The organism is Pseudomonas sp. Marseille-Q7302, assembly GCF_965111925.1.
Genome location: NZ_CBCOPK010000001.1, coordinates 1,863,704 through 1,882,431 on the forward strand (window position 1 = coordinate 1,863,704; position 18,728 = coordinate 1,882,431).

An 18,728-nucleotide genomic window follows, 5' to 3' on the forward strand; every position below is an offset into this window, starting at 1 on the left:
GCGCTTGCCCAGACAACAATTACAAGAGAGGTCATCCATGAACCAGACGAGTACTGGCGCCCAGGCGCCGCTGACCGATGCCGAGGGCGAGCAGCTTCTGCGGCGCGCCCTGTGGCGCATCCTGCCGTTCATCTTTGCCTGCTATGTGGTCAGCTACCTGGATCGCACCAACGTGGGATTCGCCGCCCTGAGCATGAACCAGGACCTGGGGCTTACGGCGACGATGTTCGGCTGGGCAGCGGGTCTGTTCTTCTTCGGCTATTTCCTCTTCGAGGTACCAAGCAATCTGCTGTTGCAGCGCTTTGGCGCGCGGGTGTGGATCGCGCGGATCATGATCAGCTGGGGGCTGATCTCCATGGCCACGGCCTTCGCCACCGGCCCGGTCAGCTTCAGCATCCTGCGCTTCCTGCTGGGGGTAGCCGAGGCCGGCTTTACCCCAGGGGTCTACCTTTACTTCACCTACTGGTTTCCGGGTAAATGGCGCGCCAAGGCCACTGCGGCCTTCCTGCTGGGCATTCCCACCGCCAACATCATCGGCTCGCCGCTGTCGGGGCTGCTGCTGGACGTGCATGACTTCATGGGGCTGAGGAACTGGCAATTCCTGCTGGTGGCGGAAGCCCTGCCGGCGGTGCTGCTCGGCATCCTCTGTCTCTTCGTGCTGGTGGATATGCCGGCCAAGGCGCGCTGGCTGTCGACCCGCGAGCGCACCTGGCTGACCGAGCGCCTGGCACGCGAGCAGCGCGAGATCGGCTCGACCCATGGCTCCACGCTGCGCCACGCCTTCACCAATTCCAAGGTATTCATGCTGGCCGCCATCAACTTCTGTGGCATCGTGGGCTCCGTTGGCATCGGCATCTGGATGCCGCAGATCATCAAGAGCCTGGGCATGCAAAACACCACCGTGGGGCTGGTGGCCACCATTCCCTATGTGCTCGGTGCCGTCGCCATGACGCTCTGGGCACGCCAGGCCAACCGGAGTGCCCAGCGTCTGCCCTATGTGGCGGGCGCCCTGGCGCTGGCTGCCCTTGGCCTGGTGGGCGCCGCACTCTCGGCGGATCCGCTGCTGCGCATGACCTGTATCAGCGTGACGGTAGCCAGCATCCTGTCCTTCCAGGCGACCTTCTGGGCCATTCCCTCCACCTTCCTGACCGGCAGGGCGGCGGCGGGCGGGCTGGCGCTGATCGTCTCCATCGGCAACCTGGGCGGCTTCGTCGGGCCCTTCGCCATCGGCCTGGTGAAGGATGCGACCCAGAGTTTCTCCGGGCCCTTCTATGTGGTGGCCTCGGTGCTGGCGCTGGGCGTCGCCCTGATGCTCTGGCTGGGTGATCCGAGTCGGCGGGCGCCGGTACGGCCAGTGGGCGAGGCTGCATTGCAGGGCGCTGGTCGGACCTGAAGGGGGCGGCAGGGAAGGCGCCCACGCGGCGCCTTCCTTTCTTGGCCAAGGCCTGATGGCTGTGAGAGATGTGGCACCACCAGGCACCCTTCAGGCGAGGTGCGGTTATAGAACAGCCTGGAGGAAGATGCAGACATGAAAAAGGCAGCCCTTGGCTGCCTTTTTCATGTCTGAGCGCGGGCTAGGGTAGGGCACAGCCCTTTTCCTTGAGCGCCGCCAGTACCCAGCTGCGGTCGTTCTTGCCTTCGGCGATCTGCTGCATCTGCTTTTCTTCGGCGGCGTGCTTGGCGGCGGCGCGGTCATAGACCTCGGCGACGTGGTCATAGGGCACGCAGAGCAGACCGTCGTCATCACCGATCACCAGGTCACCCGGCTCGATGACCATGCCATCGATGGCGATGGGCACGTTGATCTCGCCGGGGCCGTCCTTGTACGGACCGCGGTGGGAGACGCCGGCGGCGAACAGCGGGAAGTCACCGGCGCCGATGTTGGCGGCATCGCGGATGGCGCCGTTGATGACGATGCCGGCCACGCCGCGCTTGATCGCGTAGGCCACCATCATCTCGCCGATCAGAGCGTTGCTCAGATCGCCGCCGGCATCCACCACGATGACGTCACCCGGTTCGGCGATGTCCAGGGCGTAATGCAGCATGAGGTTGTCGCCCGGGCGCGCCTTGACGGTCAGCGCCGGGCCGGCTAGCACGCCCTGGCGGTGCATGGGGCGCAGCCGCGAACCGCCGGCGGTCATGCGGTGCATGGAGTCGCTGACGTTGGCGACCGGGATATCGCGGTAACGCGCGACCCAGTCGGCCGCGACCTTGCGTTGGGCATTGAGCACTCTGAAGCCGATGGTCATGGGCATTTCTCTTGTAGGGATTGTCGGATGCCGCCACGTGTTAGCTGGCTAAATTCAGAATTGCATTTCGTTTTAATGGATTCAAGTCCCTTGGTCGACCGATTTAGCGAGCGCTTCAATAAAATTTGCAATGGCGTTTCATTATGATAGGTTCTGAATCAGATCGCTCGCCCTAGGCGCTGTGCCCGTCCATAACAACAAGGGGTACCTCGATGACCCGCAAGATTCTGCTCACCGGTCCGGCATTGGCTCCCGAAGCCATGGCCCTGGCCGCCGCCCACGACGTTCAGGTCATCCCGACCGAGCCCTACATGCCCCATGACGACCTGCTCGCCCTGATCCGCCAGGAGCAGCCGGACGCCATCATCGTGCGCCAGGGCAAGCTGACCCGCGCCCTGATCGAGGCGTCGGCCAGGCTGGCGATCATCGCCAAGCACGGCGTGGGCTACGACACCATCGACCTGCAGGCCGCGGCCGACCGGGGGATTCCGGTCACCATCGCCCTGGGCGCCAATGCCCAGTCGGTGGCCGAACACGCCTTCGCCCTGATGTTCAGCGTGGCGCGACAGACCGCCTGGCTGGATGCGCGGATGCGCGCCGGGCACTGGGACAAGGCCCAGGCCAACGGCACTGAACTCTTCGGCAAGACCCTGGGCCTGGTGGGGCTGGGTGCCATCGGCAGCGTGCTGATGGACCTGGTGGCACCGCTGCGGATGCAGGTCCGCGTTTATGATCCCTATCTCAAGAACCTGCCCGCGCGCGATCATGTGCAGCGTGAAGAGAGCTTCGACAACCTGTTGGCCGAGTGCGACGTCATCAGCCTGCATTGCCCTCTGACCGAAGCCAACCGCCACCTGTTCAGCACCGCTCAGTTCGCCCGCATGCGTCCGGGCAGCCTGCTGATCAACACCGCCCGTGGCGAGCTGATCGATACCCAGGCCCTGGTGACGGCGCTGCGCGAAGGTCAGATCGGTGGCGCCGGCCTGGACACCTTCCATCCCGAACCGCCGCCGGCTGACAGCGACCTGTGGGGACTCGCCAACCTGGTGGCCACGCCCCACGTCGGCGCCAACACCACCGAGGCGCGCGACCGCGTCGGCCTGGTGGCGGTGCAGCAGATTCTCGATTGCTGGCACGGCAAGACGGTGGAGTCACGCGCGGTGGTCAACCGCCACCTGACGGCCGCCTAGACCCGGCTGCGACGCGGCAGCCTGCAGCCCGGCTGCCGCGTCTTTCTCCACAACAATAAGACGGAGAGCTCTCATGACTACCTCAACGCCCCCGATCAGCGAGCTGGAACGCACGACGATGCGTCGCGTCGCCTGGCGCATCCTGCCGTTCCTGATCGTCTGTTACCTGATCGCCATCATCGATCGCGGCAACATCGGCATGGCCTCGCTGCAGATGAACAAGGACCTGGGCCTAACCCCTGCGATCTTCGGCTTTGCCAGCAGCCTGTTCTTCTTTTCCTATTTCCTGGTGGAGGTGCCGAGCAACCTGGCCCTGCAACGCTTCGGCGCGCGGATCTGGATCGCCCGGATCATGATCACCTGGGGTCTGATCTCGGCCGGTACCGCCTTCGTGCAGGGGGCCAACTCGCTGTACGTGATGCGCTTCCTGCTCGGCGCCGCGGAAGCGGGCTTCTTTCCCGGGGTGCTGCTGTACCTCACCTACTGGCTACCCTCCAACTATAGAGCGCGGATGGTCGCTATCTTCATGGTGGCGATACCAGGCGCCAACTTCCTCGGCTCACCGCTTTCCGGACTGCTGCTGAGCATGGACGGCTGGCTGGGCATGCGCGGCTGGCACTGGCTGTTCATCCTCGAAGGTATCCCCGCCGCGCTGCTGGGTATCGCCTGCCTGTTCGTACTGACCGATCGCCCGGAGCAGGCCAGGTGGCTGAGCGATGAGCAACGCAACTGGCTGACGCTCAAGCTGGCCGAGGAGCGCGGGCGCAAGACCAGCATCGGTCATATATCCCTGTGGCAGCTGCTCAAGCACAAGGACATCTGGGTAATGGCGCTGATCTACTCGGGCGCCTCGGCGGCCGGCAGCACCATGAGCGTCTGGGCGCCGCAATTGCTCAAGTCCTTTGGCCTGTCCAATCTGGAGGTCGGCCTCACCAATGCCATTCCCTATGGCCTGGCCTCCGTGGCGATGGTCCTCTGGGGCCGCAGCTCGGATCGGACCGGCGAACGTCGCTGGCACACCTCGCTCACCATGCTGCTGATCGCCGTGGGCCTCCTGCTGGGTATGTTCACCTCGTCCCTGGCGGCCACGGTGATCCTGTTGAGCCTAGTGCTGATCGGTGCCTACTCGATGAAGGGGCCGTTCTGGGCACTCGCGTCGGGCTGGTTGTCGTCTTCCACCGCCGCGGCGGGTCTGGCCGCCATCGGCGCCCTGGCCAACCTGATCGGCGGCGGCGTGATGGTCAACGTCTATGGTGCCATCCACGGCGCTACCCACAGCCATGCGCTGGCCGTGCTGCCGCTGGCCACCCTGTGCGCCATCAGCGGCCTGCTGGTGCTGGTCATGGGGCGTAAGGCCGCCCGCGCCAAGGCCGAAGCCCAGGCCGCAACCGCTAACGCCAGCTAGTGGCGACCGCTGCCGGTCCGCTCGGGCCGGCAGCCTCACGAGGACTCCATCATGACTTTCACGCGTCGGCGCTTCCTGCATGCGAGCGCCCAGGCAAGTGCCGCCCTGTGCCTGTTCAATACCCTCGGCGCCCAGGCCGCCACGCCCTTTTCCGGTATCCAGACAGCACCAACGCTCAAGGCTCCGGCTGGCAGTGTCGACTGCCACATGCACCTCTACGACGACCGCTATCCGGCCGCGCCAGGCGCCAAGTTGCTACCGCCCAATGCCTCCCTGGACGACTACCGCCAGTTGCAGGCGCTGCTGGGGCTGCAACGCCTGGTGATCGTCACGCCGTCCACCTATGGCACCAACAATGGTTGCCTGCTCGATGGCCTGGCGCGCTGCGGAGGGCAGGCCCGGGGTGTGGCGGTCATCGACCGGACCATCACGGATACCGAACTGCAGAAGTTGCATCAGGCCGGGGTGCGCGGTATCCGCTTCAATCTCAGCTATGGCGGCGCCGATCTGGCGGATCTTGAGCACCTGGCCGCACGGGTGAACGAATGGGGCTGGAACGTCCAGGTGGTCGCTCCTGGCAACCAGCTGGTGGAACTCGAAAGCCGCCTGCAACGCCTGCCGGCGCGACTGGTGATCGACCACCTGGGTCATGTGCCCCAGCCGGAAGGGGTGAACTCGGCGGCCTTCGCCGTGCTGGGTCGGCTGTTGGACGGCGGCCGTACCTGGGTGAAGCTGTCGGGGCCCTACATCAGATCGCGCAGTGGTCCGCCGGACTATGCTGACGTCGGCGCCGTGGCGCGGGAGCTGGTGCGGCGCCATCCCGAACGGCTGCTGTGGGGCAGCGACTGGCCGCACCCCACGATGCCGGCCAGCAACAAACCGGACGACGGACACATCTTCGACCTGCTGGCCGAGTGGGCCCCCGATGACCAGACGCGTACCGCCATCCTGCGTGACAACCCGGTCAGTCTGTACGGCTTTTGACCGTTGAGCCGTACAGCGGCTTGCCGCCCAGGCTGCGGGTCAGTTCGTCGGCGGTGGCACCCAGTACCCCATGCAAGGCGCGAGCGCGTTCCTGGGTGAGGCGATTGGCCGGGCCGGAGATGACCAGGGCGCCGAGCAGTTCTTCCTGGGCACCATAGATCGGCAGCGCCAGGGACGCGGCATGGGGATCGGTGACACCACAGGAGTAGTAGGGCGTCAGACCGGCCTTGGCGACCTCATGGGAGGTCTGCAGGGCCTGGGCGCTGGCCGCTTCGTCCATGGGGCGCATGTCGCCGGGCTGCAGGTGCAGGCGCAGGCGATGTGGCGAATTCACCCGGTACTGGCAGAGTCGATAGGCGCCGTGGCGCACATAGAAGGAAGCGGTCTCGCCACTCTCTTCGGTCAGCTGGTGCAGGCGCGGCATGATGTGGCGCTCCACGTCGTGGGCGTCCTGGTAGATGGCATTCAGCCTCACCACTTCGCTGGCCAGCATGTAGCGGCCATCGGCGAGGCGCGTGACCAGGCCAAAGGTCTCCAGCGAGACCAGCAGGCGCATGATGGTGCTCTTGATCAGCTCGGTGCGGGTGGTGAGCTCGGCCAGGCTCAGGGCCGAATCGCCGATACGAAAGGCGGTGAGCACGGTCAGGACGCGGTCGGCGGAGGCGACGCCGGCAACCTCCGGGCGTGGACGAGGGGTGTTCAACCTGGATGTCTCCTGAGCGGGCGGGAAGCGCATTATCCGCGAGCGAGCCAGAAGCGCCTAGGGTTTGCTTGGCCCTCACCCCAGCTCTCTCCCTGAGGGAGAGGGTGTATTCGAGCGTAGGTTGGCTTTCGTAGGTTGCGGCTGAGCGCAGCGAAGCCCAGCACGGAACACCGCTATCAACCGTCAGCCCTTCAGCCCAACTCCCCATTGAGCTTGCGCAGCAGGCGCAACAGCTCGGCCCGTTCGGTATCGTCCAACTGGGCGGTGGCGGCGCGGTCGCTGGCGGCGGCGCGGTCCTTGAGTTCACCGACCAGGGCGCGACCCTGGTCGGTAAGGTGCAGGGCGTAGGCGCGGCGGTCCTGAGTATCGCGCACCCGGGCGGCCAGGCCCTGGCGTTCCAGCTTGTTCAGCAGCAGGACCAGTTGCGGCGGCTCGATGGCCAGGCGCCGGGCCAGGTCGGCCTGCATCAGGCCCGGCTCCTGTTCGAGGATCACCAGGGCGGTGAACTGGGCAGGGCGCAGGTCGTAGCTCGCCAGGCTGTCCACCAGGTGCTGGAACATCTTCATCTGGGCGCGGCGCAGGGCATAGCCTACGGCGGTGTCCAGCCAGGGGGTGGTGGCAGGGTCTAGGGGCGTGGTGTCGTCGAGGGAACTCATCGGCGGGAGGGGCTTCCGTCGGAGATGGCGAGAGGAGGGTATCGAGGGGGCATTCTAGTCCAGATCCCGTCTCGCGCGTCGATGGCGATAGGCGAACTGGGCGCGGCTCAGGCCAAGCAGCCGCGCGGCGGCGGCCACATTGCCGCGGCTGCGCACCAGGGCTTCGTCCAGCAGCTCGGCTTCGAGCTGACCCAGATGCAACGAGCGTTCGTCATCCACGCCGAGGCGCTCCAGCCAAAGTGACGCTCTGCCAACGCTTCCACGAGATCGGTCGGTAGCGGCTCACCGTGAAGCAGGGGGAGGTCGTTAAATTCGTTAGGGGCGCTAACGCCCACCCGTGCTCCATGGGTTCTGCAGTTCGCGTACATCGCCGGGGAAAATGTAGTCGCCGACAATCAATTCGAACAGGCCAGAACCGCACCGAAGGGCGCAAGTTCGTCGTCAACTTCCTGCACAAGCGCTAGCGCTAGCGATCGATCGGGATGCCCCGGTTCGGTGGCGGCGTAGGCGCCGGCGGCTGGGGCTGCTGGGCCTGAGGGTGGGGCACCATATGCCAGCTCTCGTCACGCGGACGGCGGTCGATGTAGACCGGTACCGGCTGATAGAGGATGCCTGATCCGCGTACCTGGGTTTCCTGCCGAAAGCTGGAGGAAGAGGACGAGCCACCAACCACGGTGATGTCATCGACCGGGCGCTGGCGGGTGGAGGTCGGCGCCGGTACCACGGTGACTTCGCGCGGCGCGGCGGCCGGCGGAGGCGTGGCGGGTTTGGGCGGAGGGGTGAAGCCGTTGCTGTCGGGCAGACTCTGCAGCGGAATGGTGGTGATCTGACTATTGGTCGGGCAAGCGCCCTGGGTATAGGTCGTCCGGCCCTGGGCATCCACGCATTTGTAGACATCCTGAGCGGCCACGACGCCACTGGCGAACAGCAGGCCATAGAGCAGCGAACGCATGATGAGGCCCTCCGGGCACTCGAAGTGTCACCTGCAGGATACAAGATGACCGCGACGGCTCCCAGTATCGAGAATAAGCCTGCGGCTAATCGTCAGACCTTAAAGGCTAGGCCTGGTCTGCTGTGAGCGTATAACATCCTGAAACATTCTTTCCAGGACAGCGGCGCGTGAAGTGGTTCGTTATCGGCGGTTTTTTTCTCTGCGTTTTGTATGTGCACTTCCGCGGTCGGGTGCGCCATCGCTTCCTGCGTCAGCTCAGTGATCATTCGACGGTGCTGGCACCGCTGAACACCTTCATGTTCCTGACGTCGCGGGTACCCAATCAGCCCTATCACCCGGTGGAGCGCTTTCCCGAACTCCAGGTGCTGCAGGACAACTGGCAGCTTATCCGCGACGAGGCCCTGGACCTGCTGCGCGCCGGCCAGATCAAGAAAGCCGCCGAGCACAACGATGCCGGCTTCAACTCCTTCTTCAAGAGCGGCTGGAAGCGCTTCTATCTGAAGTGGTACGGCGACAGCCATCCTTCCGCCATGCAGCTGTGCCCGCAGACCACCGAACTGCTGCGGGGCATCGGCACGGTCAAGGCCGCCATGTTCGCCGAGCTGCCGCCCGGTTCGCGGCTGGTGCGCCATCGGGATCCCTACGGTGGCTCCCTGCGCTATCACCTGGGCTTGAACACGCCCAACGATCCGCGCTGCTTCATCGAGGTGGACGGCCAGCGCTATCACTGGCGCGATGGCCAGGCGGTGGTGTTCGACGAAACCTTCATCCACTACGCCGAGAACACCACCGAGCAGGATCGCATCATCCTGTTCTGCGACATCGAGCGGCCCCTGCGCTATCGCTGGGCCGGCGCCTTCAACCGCTGGGTCAGCGGCACCCTGCTGGCCTCCGCGGCCTCGCCCAATGACGCCAGCGACAGAACCGGCGGCCTCAACCGCGCCTTCCGGCATCTCTATCGCATCCGCCAGCGCGGCAAGGCGCTGAAAAAGCGCAACCGCTTCCGCTACTACCTCGAACAGTGGCTGCTGTTGGCGGCGCTGATCGGCGTGGTCATCTGGATCTGACGGTCGCCTTCGTCAGCCAAGACAGCGGTTCGACTTGACCCCGACGCGAATCGCCTCTAATACTGTATAAATATACAGATAGAGGCGATAGCCATGGACAACACCCCTGCAGGTCTGGCGGCATGAGCGGCGGCGCCAGCCTGGCCCGGCTGTTCGAGGAGCGGCGGCTCTGGAAGGGGCAGACCAGTCCCGAGGCCCGGCGTAGCCGGCAGCCCACCGGCGTCGCGGCCCTCGATGCCCATCTGCCCGGGGCAGGGTGGCCCGAAGCGGCCCTTACCGAATTGCTGCTCGCCGGGCCTGGCCACGGTGAGTTGCGCCTGCTCTGGCCGACCCTGGCCCGTCTGAGCCAGGCCGCCGAACGCATCGCCCTGATCGGCCCGCCGCTGTTGCCCTATCCCTTGGCCTGGCAGGCGGCCGGCGTGGTGCTGGAATCCCTGGTGGTGATCCGCGCCCAGGGCGCCGAGGTGCTCTGGGCCGCCGAACAGTGCCTGCGTTCGGGATGCTTCGGCGCGGTGCTCTGCTGGCCCGAGCGGGCCGATGATCGCCAGTTGCGCCGGTTGCAGGTCGCCGCCGAGAGCGGTCGTACCCTGGCCTTTGCCCTGCGCCCGGCCGCCGCCCTGGACAATCCCTCGCCAGCGGCCTTGCGCCTGGAACTCAAGGCGCCTCTCGAACGGGTCCACATCCGCAAATGCCGGGGTGGTCAGCCCGGTTCTCTCAGCCTGGCCGGCGGCGCTTGAGCAGGCCATGCGCTGGGCCTGCATCCTCTTTCCGCAGCTGGCACTGGATGCCGTGCTGCGCCGCCATCCGCAGCCGGAGCAGCCGCTGGTGCTGCTGGCCGGACCGCCACACCGACGCCTGCTGCAAGCCGTCAATCCGGCTGCGCGGGCCCTGGGGCTGCGTCCCGGCCTGACCCTGGCCGCTGCCCAGGCACTGACCCGCGACTTCGAGCAGCAGGAGCACGATCCGGCGCTCATCGAGACGGCCGAAGCGTTGCTGGCGGCCTGGGGTTATGGCTTCAGCTCCCAGGTCAGCCGCCACTATCCCCGGGCGCTGTTGCTGGAGGTGCAGTCCAGCCTGCCGCTGCTGGGACCCTGGCCGCGTCTTGAGCGGCGCCTACGGCAGGAACTCGAGGCCCTGGGCTTTCGTCATCGACTGGCCCTGGCGCCCAACCCGGTGGCGGCGCGGATGCTGACCAATGTCGCCGATGGTCTGGTCGCGTCCCCCGAAGATCTGCCGCACCTGCTCGACCGCCTGCCCGTGGAGCGGGCCGGTTTCGCCCCCCAGCAGGCCCAGGCACTGGTACGCATGGGCATCCGCCGCCTGGAGCAGCTCAAGGCCCTGCCCAGGGCTGCCCTGGCCCGGCGTTTCGCGCCCGAGCTCCTGCAGCAGCTGGATCTGCTGTGCGGCAGTCGCAGCCTGGCGCTGGAGTTCTATCGGCCGCCCGATCGCTTCGTGGCGCGGGTGGAACTCAACTTCGAGGTGGAGTCCCACCAGGCGCTGCTGTTCCCGCTGCGCCGCCTCACCGCCGACCTGGCCGCCTGGCTGGCCAGTCGCGACCGCGGCGTGCAGCGTTTCCTCCTGTGGCTGGAGCATCGCCAGGGCCCGGCCAGCACCCTCACCATCGGCCTGCTGGCGCCCGAGCGGGATGCAGCCCTGCTGTTCGAATTCGCCCGTGGCCGTCTCGAACAACTGCAGGTGGTGGCGCCGGTCCTGGCGCTGCGTCTGGAAAGTGAGGAGTTGCCGCTTTTCGTACCCGAGCGCCACGGGCTGTTCGACGAGCGACCGGATCAGGCCGTGGGGTGGGAGGTACTGCGCGAGCGCCTGCGCGCGCGGCTGGGCGAGGAGGCGGTGCTCGGCCTTGGCATTCAGGCGGATCACCGCCCCGAGCGGGCCCTGGTCTGGCGTCACGAACGGCGCCCGGAAACCGCCTTGCCTGGCCTGCGTCCGGGCTGGCTGCTGCACGAACCGCGCCCTCTCGACGGTCAGCCAAGACGGGTCCTGGCCGGTCCTGAACGCATCGAAAGTGGCTGGTGGGACGGCGGCGACCAGCGCCGTGACTACTACCGCATCGAGGTGGCCGACGGACGCCAGGCCTGGGCCTTCCGACGCTATGGCGAAGAGGCGCCCTGGTGGATCCAGGGCTGGTTCGCATGAGCGGCTATGCCGAGTTGCACTGCCTGTCGAATTTCAGTTTCCAGCGCGGTGCCTCCAGTGCCCTCGAATTGTTCGAGCGGGCCAAGGCGCTGGGCTACGGGGCGCTGGCCATTACCGACGAATGCACCCTGAGCGGCATCGTCCGGGCCTGGCAGGCGGCGCGCCAGGTCGGGCTGCCCCTCGTCGTCGGCAGCGAGATGACCCTGGACGACGGCCTGCGCCTGGTGCTGCTGGTGGAGGATCTCCAGGGCTATGCAAGTCTCTGCGCCCTGATCACCCGGGCGCGCCGCCGTGCCCCCAAGGGGCGCTACCAGCTAGGTCGCGCGGATCTGCAGCAATCCTTGCCCGGCCTGCTGGCCATCTGGTTGCCGGGCAGCGAGCCCCTGGTCGAGGAGGGCGCCTGGCTCAAGCAGGTCTTCGCCAAGCGGCTGTGGATAGGCGTCGAGTTGCTGCGCCAGGCCGACGATGCCGCCCGGCTCGCCCAGCTGCAGGCGCTGGGTACGCAGCTGGATCTGCCTGGGGTGGCCTGCGGTGACGTGCACATGCACACCCGGGGGCGACGCGCTCTGCAGGATGTGCTCACCGCCATCCGCCATCATCTGCCGGTGGCCCAGGCCGGTTACCGGTTGCACCCCAATGGCGAGCGCCATCTGCGGCCGCTGGCGGTGTTGGAAGGCCTCTATCCTGAAGCCCTGCGCGGCGAAACCCTGAAGATCGCCACCCGCTGCCGCTTCGACCTGGGTGAGTTGCGCTACCACTACCCCCATGAGGTGGTACCCGCTGGCGAAACGGCCCATTCCTGGCTCGCCGAACTGACCCGTCGCGGCCTGGCCTGGCGCTGGCCGGAAGGGCCGCCAGACAGGGTCACCCAGCAGGTAGCGCTGGAGCTGGCGCTGATCGCCGAGAAGGGCTACGAGAACTACTTTCTTACCGTGCACGACATCGTCGACTACGCCCGCCGCCAGCACATCCTCTGCCAGGGCCGTGGTTCGGCGGCCAACTCGGTGGTCTGCTACGTGCTGGGGATCACCGAGCTGAATCCGCTCACCGGCCATCTGCTGTTCGAGCGCTTCATCTCCCGCGAGCGCGACGAGCCGCCCGACATCGACGTCGACTTCGAGCACGAGCGACGCGAAGAGGTCATCCAGTACGTCTTTCGCCGCTATAGTCGCGAGCGAGCCGCGCTTACCGCGGTGGTCAGTACCTATCACGCCGCCGGCGCCCTGCGCGATGTCGGCAAGGCCCTGGGCCTGCCGGGTGACCAGCTCGATGCCCTGTCCGGCTGCGCCGGGCGCTGGACCGACGAGATCCCGGGCCCGCAGCGCCTGCGCGAAGCGGGTTTCGACCCGGACAGCCCGCTGCTGCAGCGGGTGCTCATCCTCGCTGGTCAGCTGATCGGGTTTCCCCGGCATCTCTCCCAGCACCCCGGCGGCTTCGTCATCTCCCAGGCTCCCCTGGCGACGCTGGTGCCGGTCGAGAATGCCGTCATGCCCGAGCGCACCCTGATCCAGTGGGACAAGGACGACCTCGATGCCGTGGGCCTGCTCAAGGTCGACATCCTCGCCCTGGGCATGCTCAGCGCCCTGCGCCGCTGCTTTGACCTGGTCGCCGACTGGCGCGACCAGCGCTGGACCCTGGCCAGCCTGCCCCAGGAGGATGGGCCTACCTACGCCATGATCTCCCGTGCCGATACGGTGGGGGTGTTTCAGATCGAATCCCGCGCCCAGATGGCCATGCTGCCGCGCCTCAGGCCTCAGACCCTCTACGACCTGGTGATCGAGGTGGCCATTGTGCGGCCCGGCCCCATCCAGGGCGACATGGTGCATCCCTACCTGCGCCGCCGGAATGGAGAGGAAGAGGCGGACTATCCCCATGACGAGCTACGCCCGGCTCTGGAACGTACCCTGGGGGTGCCGCTGTTCCAGGAGCAGGTGATGCAGATCGCCATGGTCGCCGCCGAATACACCCCAGGCGAGGCCGATCAGCTGCGGCGGTCCATGGCGGCCTGGAAGCGTCATGGTGGCCTCGAACCCCACCGTGAGCGGCTGCACAGGCGCATGGTCGAGCGCGGCTATAGCCCGGCATTCGCCGCGCGGCTCTTCGAACAGATCAAGGGCTTTGGCAGCTACGGTTTTCCCGAATCCCATGCCGCCAGCTTCGCCCTGCTGACCTATGCCAGCTCCTGGCTCAAGTGCCATGAACCGGCGGCCTTCGCCTGTGCCCTGGTCAACAGCTGGCCCATGGGGTTCTACAGCCCCGACCAGGTCCTTCAGGACGCCCGGCGCCATGGTATCGAGGTGCGCGCCGTGACCGTGCAGGCCAGCGACTGGGACTGCCGGCTGGAGGCGGGCGCTGGCCATCAGCCGGCGATCCGCCTGGGCTTGCGACTGGTGCAGGGGCTGGCGGAAGCGGTCGGCCGGCGTCTGGTGGCCGCACGAGGCACGCAGCCTTTCCGCGATGTCGAGGATCTCTGCCGGCGGGCAGAGCTGGATGCCCGGGCGCGCGGGCAACTGGCCGAGGCTGGCGCCCTGGCGGAGCTCGCCGGCGATCGCCATCAGGCGCGCTGGGCCATGGCCGGGGTGGAGCGCCAGCTGCCGCTGTTCGAGGCGGCCGGCAGCGCCGCCGAGGAGCGCCCGGTCTTGCCCGCGCCCAGTGTCGCCGAAGAGGTCCACGCCGACTATCGCATGCTGGGTACCACCCTGGGTCCGCATCCGCTGTCCCTGCTCAGGGGCGAACTCCAGGCGCGGCGTTGCCGGGATTTTCGCCAACTGGCCGAGATCGAGCCAGGCACCCTGGTGCGGGTAGCAGGCCTGGTGCGCGGACGGCAGCGACCTGGCACCGCCAGCGGGGTGATCTTCGTGACCCTGGAAGACGAGCACGGCATGCTCAATGTGGTGGTCTGGCGCGCGGTGGGCGAGCAGCAGCGACGACCGCTGTTGCAGGCTCGGCTGCTACAGGTCGAGGGGCATCTGGAGCGCGAGGCGGGGGTACAGCACCTGATCGCCGGTCGCTTGACCGACCTGAGTCCACTGCTCGACGAACTCATGGTGTCGAGTCGGGATTTTCACTAGGGCGAGGAGAGGGTAGAGCGGGAGGGGTGAAGCGGAGGACTGTCTTCCGAAGCGCTCTTGAGCGCCCGGAAGACAAGAATCGACCAACGCAGTCTTAGCTGACGGCGTCTTTCAGGCCTTTGCCGGGCTTGAAGCCGGGCAGCTTGGCAGCGGCGATCTTGATGGTGGCACCGGTCTGCGGGTTGCGGCCTTCGCGAGCAGCGCGCTCTTTTACTGCGAAAGTTCCGAAACCGACCAGGCTGACGCTGTCGCCTTGCTTCAGGGCGTCGGTCACCGCAGTGGTGAAGGCGTCCAGGGCTTTGGCAGCGGTGGCCTTGGGCAGGTCGGCAGACGCGGCAATGGCGTCGATCAGCTCAGCTTTATTCATGTAAAAACTCCATGTGTGAGTATTGGCCAGGCAGTATAGCGGCAGCTTTGCCTTGCGTAGAGCCTTTGTGAGCCTCTACGTGGCCGGTTGAAGCAGCCTTGTTGTTCGGCGCTACAGGATACGCATAGCGGGCGAAAGAACGATAGGGTATTCGATCTGGCAGGGGCGTGAAAACCTGATCCGCACTGCATTTTCCACGCTTCACAGCCCAGCCGTCGCCTTTTTGGGCAGCGCCGATGGCCGTTTGGTTTCCTCCAGGCGCTGAACGAAAAGTCGCGAGCGAGGGTGAGGCGAGGCGAAAACGCTGCGCAAGCGAGGTTCACGCATGGTGAATGAGCACGGCGACGGGGCCACCCTTACCGCGCTGGCGCCCAGCGGTTTTGCAGCGAAGCATCACCCAGCGCTGCTGGTTTTGGTACAGCGCCTAGGCTACCCGGTCAGGAGAAAGCTGGGGCTGCAGCGGTGGCGTAAGAGGTGGTAGACCATAGGCGGCGCGGGCAGCATCGCAGTGGGGATTGGCTTCGCCGTTCTCCCAGGCGGCGGTGAACTCGCGGCAGGTGCTAGAGCGGTTCTCGTAGACGGTACAGCGGGTACCGCAGCCCACCTCGCCCAGCAGCGCCACGCAGCGTACCGGCTTCTGCTCGGTGCCCTGCATGGCCGCCAGATGGGGGCTGACCGCGACGGTCAGGTAGTCGGGTACCAGGCCGCCTGCCGACTGGCATTCGCCCCAATAGAAAGACACGCGGAAATGGGCGCAGCAAGCGCCACAGCTGAGGCAGGGATTCTCGGTCGACATGGACGAACGCCATCGCAGAAACCGGCAGCGCCGGCGGGACAGACGCGGATTCTAGGCAAGCCCCAGCAAGCTGCGAAGCCCCCCGCAACGACCGTTCGGCGGCGACCTACGGCAGTCTTTTCAGGTGTCCGGGTGTGACCAGATGTCGCTGCAGCCAGGCGATGAACAGCCGTACCTTGGCCGGTACCAGTCGCCGATGAGGATAGAGGGCGTGGATGGCGATGGCCTGGGTATGCCAGGGGGTGAACAAGCGCTCCAGCCGACCTGTCGCCAAGTCGGCACTTACCAGGAAATCCGGCTGGCGAATGATGCCGTGGCCGTCCAGCGCCGCCTGGTGCAGGACACTGCCATTGTTGGCGCGCAGATGCCCGCTGACCTTGACCTGCAGACGCTCTCCCTCCCGCTGGAATTCCCAGTCGTCGCCATCGCTGGCGTAGCTGTAGAGCAGGCAGCGATGCTGGCGCAATTCGGCGGGATGCTCAGGACGCCCATGGCGCTGCAGATAGGCGGGCGCGGCGCAGATGAACAATTCCACCGCCCCCAGCGGCTGTGCCACCAGGCTCGAGTCACTCAACTCGCCGATGCGCACGGCCAGATCGAAACCTTCCTCGACCAGGCGCACCTGCCGATCACTCAGCTCCAGGTCGATGGAGACGTCCGGGTACTCATGCAGGAAGCTGCTCACCAGGGGCGCTAGGTGGCGCACACCGAAGGTGAGGGGGGCACTGACCCTGAGCCGTCCGCGAGGGCGCTCGTGGCCCTCCTGCAGGCGCTGCTCCAGCACGTCCAGATCGCCCAGCAGCGGCACGAGCCCTTCATAGAGTGTACGACCGGCCTCGGTCAGGCTCAGGGTACGGGTGGTACGTTGCAACAGGCGGGTGCCGTAGTGCCGTTCCAGGGCGGCCAGGTGCTTGGTGAGCGCCGAGCGAGACAGCTCCAGACGCTCGGCCGCGGCTGTCAGGCTGCCCAGTTCGACGATCTTGATGAAGGCCTGCAGGGATCTCAACGTATCCAAAGATTGTTTCCAATACGTGCACAGTTCATTCCCAGGGTGCGCCTTTATTCGCTGCTTGGAAACAGGACAATAGGCTCATCTTCCTGTCCGAGAATCATCATGACCGACCGCACCTCGTCCTATGCCGCCCTGTTGCTGCGCCTCGCCCTGGGCGCCATGTTCCTTGCCCATGGCCTGACCAAGTTGCTGGTGTTTACCCTGCCGGGCACGGCGGGCTTCTTCGCCTCGGTGGGTTTTCCTGGCTGGATGGCGTATCCGGTCACCTTCTTCGAACTGGGCGCGGGCGTGCTCTTGATCTTGGGCGCCTGGGTGCGTCCGGTCGCGGCAGTGGCCGCCGTCCAACTGTTCGTTGCCGCGACGGTCCATTTCGGCAACGGCTGGTCCTTCTCCAATCCCAGCGGCGGCTGGGAATATCCGATCTTCCTTGCCGTGACCGCCGCTGCCCTGGCCCTGCTGGGCGCAGGTCGGCTCTCCTGGGATGCCCGCAAGCACGCCTGATCACCCTACGAGGTCGCCACCATGTCGCTTCCCACCTTGTTCGTTTCCCACGGCTCGCCCATGGAGGCGCTCGATGCTGGCGCGGCGGGCGAGGCCTGGCGCGCCTTGGGGCACGCCCTGCCGACCCCGGCGGCCATCGTCATGGTGTCGGCGCACTTCGATACCCGGATACCGGTATTCGGCAACGCCAAGCGGCCGGCCACCGTCCATGACTTCCATGGCTTTCCCGAGGCCCTCTACCGGCTGGATTATCCTGCGCCTGGCGCTCCGGCACTGGCCGACCAGCTGGCTCAGGGGCTACGTGACCAGGGCTGGGAGGCCGAAACCGGTGAGCAGGGACTGGACCATGGCGCCTGGGTGCCTTTGCGCTATCTCTATCCCGACGCTCGGATCCCCGTGGTACCCCTGTCGATGAGCGCCGCTCGCGGACCGGAGTACCATTTCGCCTTGGGTCAGGCGCTGACCCGGGTGCTACCCGCCGATACCCTGCTGATCGGCTCCGGCAGCCTGACCCACAACCTGGGTGATTTCCGCCGTGGCGGTGACGAGTCACCTGGCTATGTGCGGGACTTCCAGCAGTGGATCCAGGGCCGTCTGCGCGAGCGGGACCTGGAGGCCTTGCTCGATTACCGGCGCCAGGCACCGGGTGCCCGCCAGGCGCATCCTACCGACGAGCACCTGTTGCCGCTCTTCGTCGCCCTCGGTGCAGCGGATCCGCAAGGCAGCTTCCAGGTCCATCACGACGGCATCGCCCATCGCATCCTGGCCATGGATCTCTACGGCTTTTCCCGCCACTAGCCGATCAAAAAGAAGGCCCGGGTCAATAGCTGACCCGGGCCCTTGTCTTTCGGACGAAACTGTTCGCTGCAGGCATCGCTCCTCAGCCGAACAGCTCCGGACCGTAGCCCCACATCAGCACCGTGGTAGCCATCAGCACTTCCAGCACCAGCACCCCGATGGCCAGGGTGGAGCCGGACATGATGAAGCCTTCCCGCTGGTCGATGTTGAGGAAGGAGGGGATGCCGGTGTAGAGCAGGTAGGCCGAATAGGCCAGGCCGACGATCCCGGCGATTGCGCACAACCACACCAGTGGATAGAAGCCCACCAGCCCGCTCAGCAACATGGGCGTGGCTACATAGCCGGCGAAGAGAATGCAGCGATTGGCACTGGGCCGATCCGGATAGCGCCGCGCCAGCCAATGGATCACGTGCCCCATGGCCACCACCGCAGCCATGATCAGCGCATAGCTGATGACCGCCAACACCACGGCGGTAGGTAGATCCAGTACATGGGCCTCGCCGCCGCCGAAGCGCCAGCCGAAGGTGGTGGTACCCACCAGCGAGGCGACGACGGGAATGGCGGCCAGGAAGGCGACGTGATGGGCAAAGAAGTGCCCGACCGTTTCCCCTTCGCGACGAATCTGTTGCCACTCGCGATCGGGATGGGCCAGCAGGCCCCAGACATGATTGATCATGATTCTGCTCCTCACCCGCTGTGGTCGCCGCAAGCGGGCCTCTATGGGATGGCGAACGCTGTGTCTCACGCAACTGGCGACTACCTTTGGAGTATAGAAGAGCTCTGCAATGCGTCATGCGAGCCGACGAAGGGCAGTCTGCCTGGA

Annotated in this window: 19 protein-coding genes; 10 read left to right on the forward strand and 9 right to left on the reverse strand. The window is 66.3% G+C overall.

The window, feature by feature from the left end:
- Positions 1–37 precede the first annotated feature (37 nt).
- Entirely contained in the window at positions 38–1,393 is a 1,356-nt protein-coding gene (locus ACWPW1_RS08615; protein WP_454252785.1) for an MFS transporter, read from the forward strand.
- A 181-nt stretch (positions 1,394–1,574) separates the two neighbouring features.
- Here the strand turns inward: ACWPW1_RS08615 and ACWPW1_RS08620 are convergent, their stop codons facing one another.
- Positions 1,575–2,249 carry an RraA family protein gene (locus ACWPW1_RS08620; protein ID WP_313649221.1) on the reverse strand — a complete coding sequence of 225 codons (675 nt, stop codon included), beginning with the start codon at positions 2,247–2,249 and terminating at the stop codon, positions 1,575–1,577.
- A gap of 212 nt (positions 2,250–2,461) precedes the next feature.
- On the opposite strand from ACWPW1_RS08620, the gene ACWPW1_RS08625 reads away from it, so the two are divergent.
- The 3 genes from ACWPW1_RS08625 to ACWPW1_RS08635 all read left to right on the forward strand — a co-directional run bounded on the left by ACWPW1_RS08625 (position 2,462) and on the right by ACWPW1_RS08635 (position 5,828).
- Positions 2,462–3,439 (forward strand): hydroxyacid dehydrogenase, encoded by a 978-nt coding sequence (locus ACWPW1_RS08625; protein WP_454252786.1) that lies wholly within the window; start codon positions 2,462–2,464, stop codon positions 3,437–3,439.
- A gap of 73 nt (positions 3,440–3,512) precedes the next feature.
- Positions 3,513–4,844 carry an MFS transporter gene (locus ACWPW1_RS08630; protein ID WP_454252787.1) on the forward strand — a complete coding sequence of 444 codons (1,332 nt, stop codon included), beginning with the start codon at positions 3,513–3,515 and terminating at the stop codon, positions 4,842–4,844.
- A gap of 51 nt (positions 4,845–4,895) precedes the next feature.
- The gene (locus ACWPW1_RS08635) at positions 4,896–5,828 is read left to right on the forward strand and encodes an amidohydrolase family protein (RefSeq protein ID WP_454252788.1); all 933 of its coding nucleotides are present in this window, start codon (positions 4,896–4,898) and stop codon (positions 5,826–5,828) included.
- Here the strand turns inward: ACWPW1_RS08635 and ACWPW1_RS08640 are convergent.
- The 4 genes from ACWPW1_RS08640 to ACWPW1_RS08655 form a co-directional block, all read right to left on the reverse strand.
- Positions 5,809–6,531 carry an IclR family transcriptional regulator gene (locus ACWPW1_RS08640; protein WP_454252789.1) on the reverse strand — a complete coding sequence of 241 codons (723 nt, stop codon included), beginning with the start codon at positions 6,529–6,531 and terminating at the stop codon, positions 5,809–5,811. The two genes, ACWPW1_RS08635 and ACWPW1_RS08640, sit on opposite strands and share 20 nt — an antisense overlap.
- A gap of 191 nt (positions 6,532–6,722) precedes the next feature.
- Entirely contained in the window at positions 6,723–7,187 is a 465-nt protein-coding gene (locus ACWPW1_RS08645; RefSeq protein WP_454252790.1) for a MarR family winged helix-turn-helix transcriptional regulator, read from the reverse strand.
- Positions 7,188–7,241: 54 nt separating this feature from the next.
- Positions 7,242–7,406 carry a helix-turn-helix domain-containing protein gene (locus tag ACWPW1_RS08650; RefSeq protein ID WP_082696301.1) on the reverse strand — a complete coding sequence of 55 codons (165 nt, stop codon included), beginning with the start codon at positions 7,404–7,406 and terminating at the stop codon, positions 7,242–7,244.
- A 247-nt stretch (positions 7,407–7,653) separates the two neighbouring features.
- Positions 7,654–8,139, reverse strand: coding sequence for a DUF4124 domain-containing protein (locus tag ACWPW1_RS08655; RefSeq protein WP_434776252.1), 486 nt, complete (start codon positions 8,137–8,139; stop codon positions 7,654–7,656).
- A gap of 167 nt (positions 8,140–8,306) precedes the next feature.
- Between ACWPW1_RS08655 and lpxO the strand changes: the two genes are divergently transcribed.
- The 4 genes from lpxO (at position 8,307) to ACWPW1_RS08675 (ending at position 14,431) form a co-directional block, all read left to right on the forward strand.
- Positions 8,307–9,206, forward strand: a complete 900-nt coding sequence (gene lpxO / locus ACWPW1_RS08660; RefSeq protein WP_059314334.1) for a lipid A hydroxylase LpxO — start codon at positions 8,307–8,309, stop codon at positions 9,204–9,206.
- Positions 9,207–9,328: 122 nt separating this feature from the next.
- Positions 9,329–9,943, forward strand: coding sequence for a translesion DNA synthesis-associated protein ImuA (gene imuA, locus ACWPW1_RS08665; protein ID WP_454252791.1), 615 nt, complete (start codon positions 9,329–9,331; stop codon positions 9,941–9,943).
- A 7-nt stretch (positions 9,944–9,950) separates the two neighbouring features.
- Positions 9,951–11,360, forward strand: a complete 1,410-nt coding sequence (locus ACWPW1_RS08670; protein WP_271654425.1) for a Y-family DNA polymerase — start codon at positions 9,951–9,953, stop codon at positions 11,358–11,360.
- On the forward strand, positions 11,357–14,431 hold the full coding sequence (locus ACWPW1_RS08675; protein WP_454253909.1) for an error-prone DNA polymerase: 3,075 nt from the start codon (positions 11,357–11,359) through the stop codon (positions 14,429–14,431). The genes ACWPW1_RS08670 and ACWPW1_RS08675 overlap by 4 nt, the downstream gene beginning before the upstream one ends.
- Positions 14,432–14,525: 94 nt before the next feature.
- Here the strand turns inward: ACWPW1_RS08675 and ACWPW1_RS08680 are convergent, their stop codons facing one another.
- The 3 genes from ACWPW1_RS08680 to ACWPW1_RS08690 all read right to left on the reverse strand — a co-directional run bounded on the left by ACWPW1_RS08680 (position 14,526) and on the right by ACWPW1_RS08690 (position 16,609).
- Positions 14,526–14,798: an HU family DNA-binding protein gene (locus tag ACWPW1_RS08680; protein ID WP_007159052.1), complete on the reverse strand. Its 273-nt coding sequence runs from the start codon at positions 14,796–14,798 to the stop codon at positions 14,526–14,528.
- A 424-nt stretch (positions 14,799–15,222) separates the two neighbouring features.
- A complete protein-coding gene (locus ACWPW1_RS08685; RefSeq protein WP_454252792.1) occupies positions 15,223–15,594 on the reverse strand; it encodes a YkgJ family cysteine cluster protein in 372 nt (123 codons plus the stop codon).
- Between the two features lie 106 nt (positions 15,595–15,700).
- A complete protein-coding gene (locus ACWPW1_RS08690; protein ID WP_323148646.1) occupies positions 15,701–16,609 on the reverse strand; it encodes a LysR family transcriptional regulator in 909 nt (302 codons plus the stop codon).
- Positions 16,610–16,708: 99 nt separating this feature from the next.
- Here ACWPW1_RS08690 and ACWPW1_RS08695 point away from each other — a divergent pair, with 99 nt between their 5' ends.
- Together ACWPW1_RS08695 and ACWPW1_RS08700 are read left to right on the forward strand one after the other, a co-directional pair.
- The gene (locus ACWPW1_RS08695; RefSeq protein ID WP_454252793.1) at positions 16,709–17,107 is read left to right on the forward strand and encodes a DoxX family protein; all 399 of its coding nucleotides are present in this window, start codon (positions 16,709–16,711) and stop codon (positions 17,105–17,107) included.
- A gap of 21 nt (positions 17,108–17,128) precedes the next feature.
- A complete protein-coding gene (locus tag ACWPW1_RS08700; RefSeq protein ID WP_454252794.1) occupies positions 17,129–17,905 on the forward strand; it encodes a DODA-type extradiol aromatic ring-opening family dioxygenase in 777 nt (258 codons plus the stop codon).
- A gap of 82 nt (positions 17,906–17,987) precedes the next feature.
- Here ACWPW1_RS08700 and ACWPW1_RS08705 read toward each other — a convergent pair whose 3' ends face one another.
- Complete coding sequence (locus ACWPW1_RS08705; RefSeq protein ID WP_007159047.1) at positions 17,988–18,581, reverse strand: Yip1 family protein; 594 nt, start codon at positions 18,579–18,581, stop codon at positions 17,988–17,990.
- Positions 18,582–18,728 lie beyond the last annotated feature (147 nt).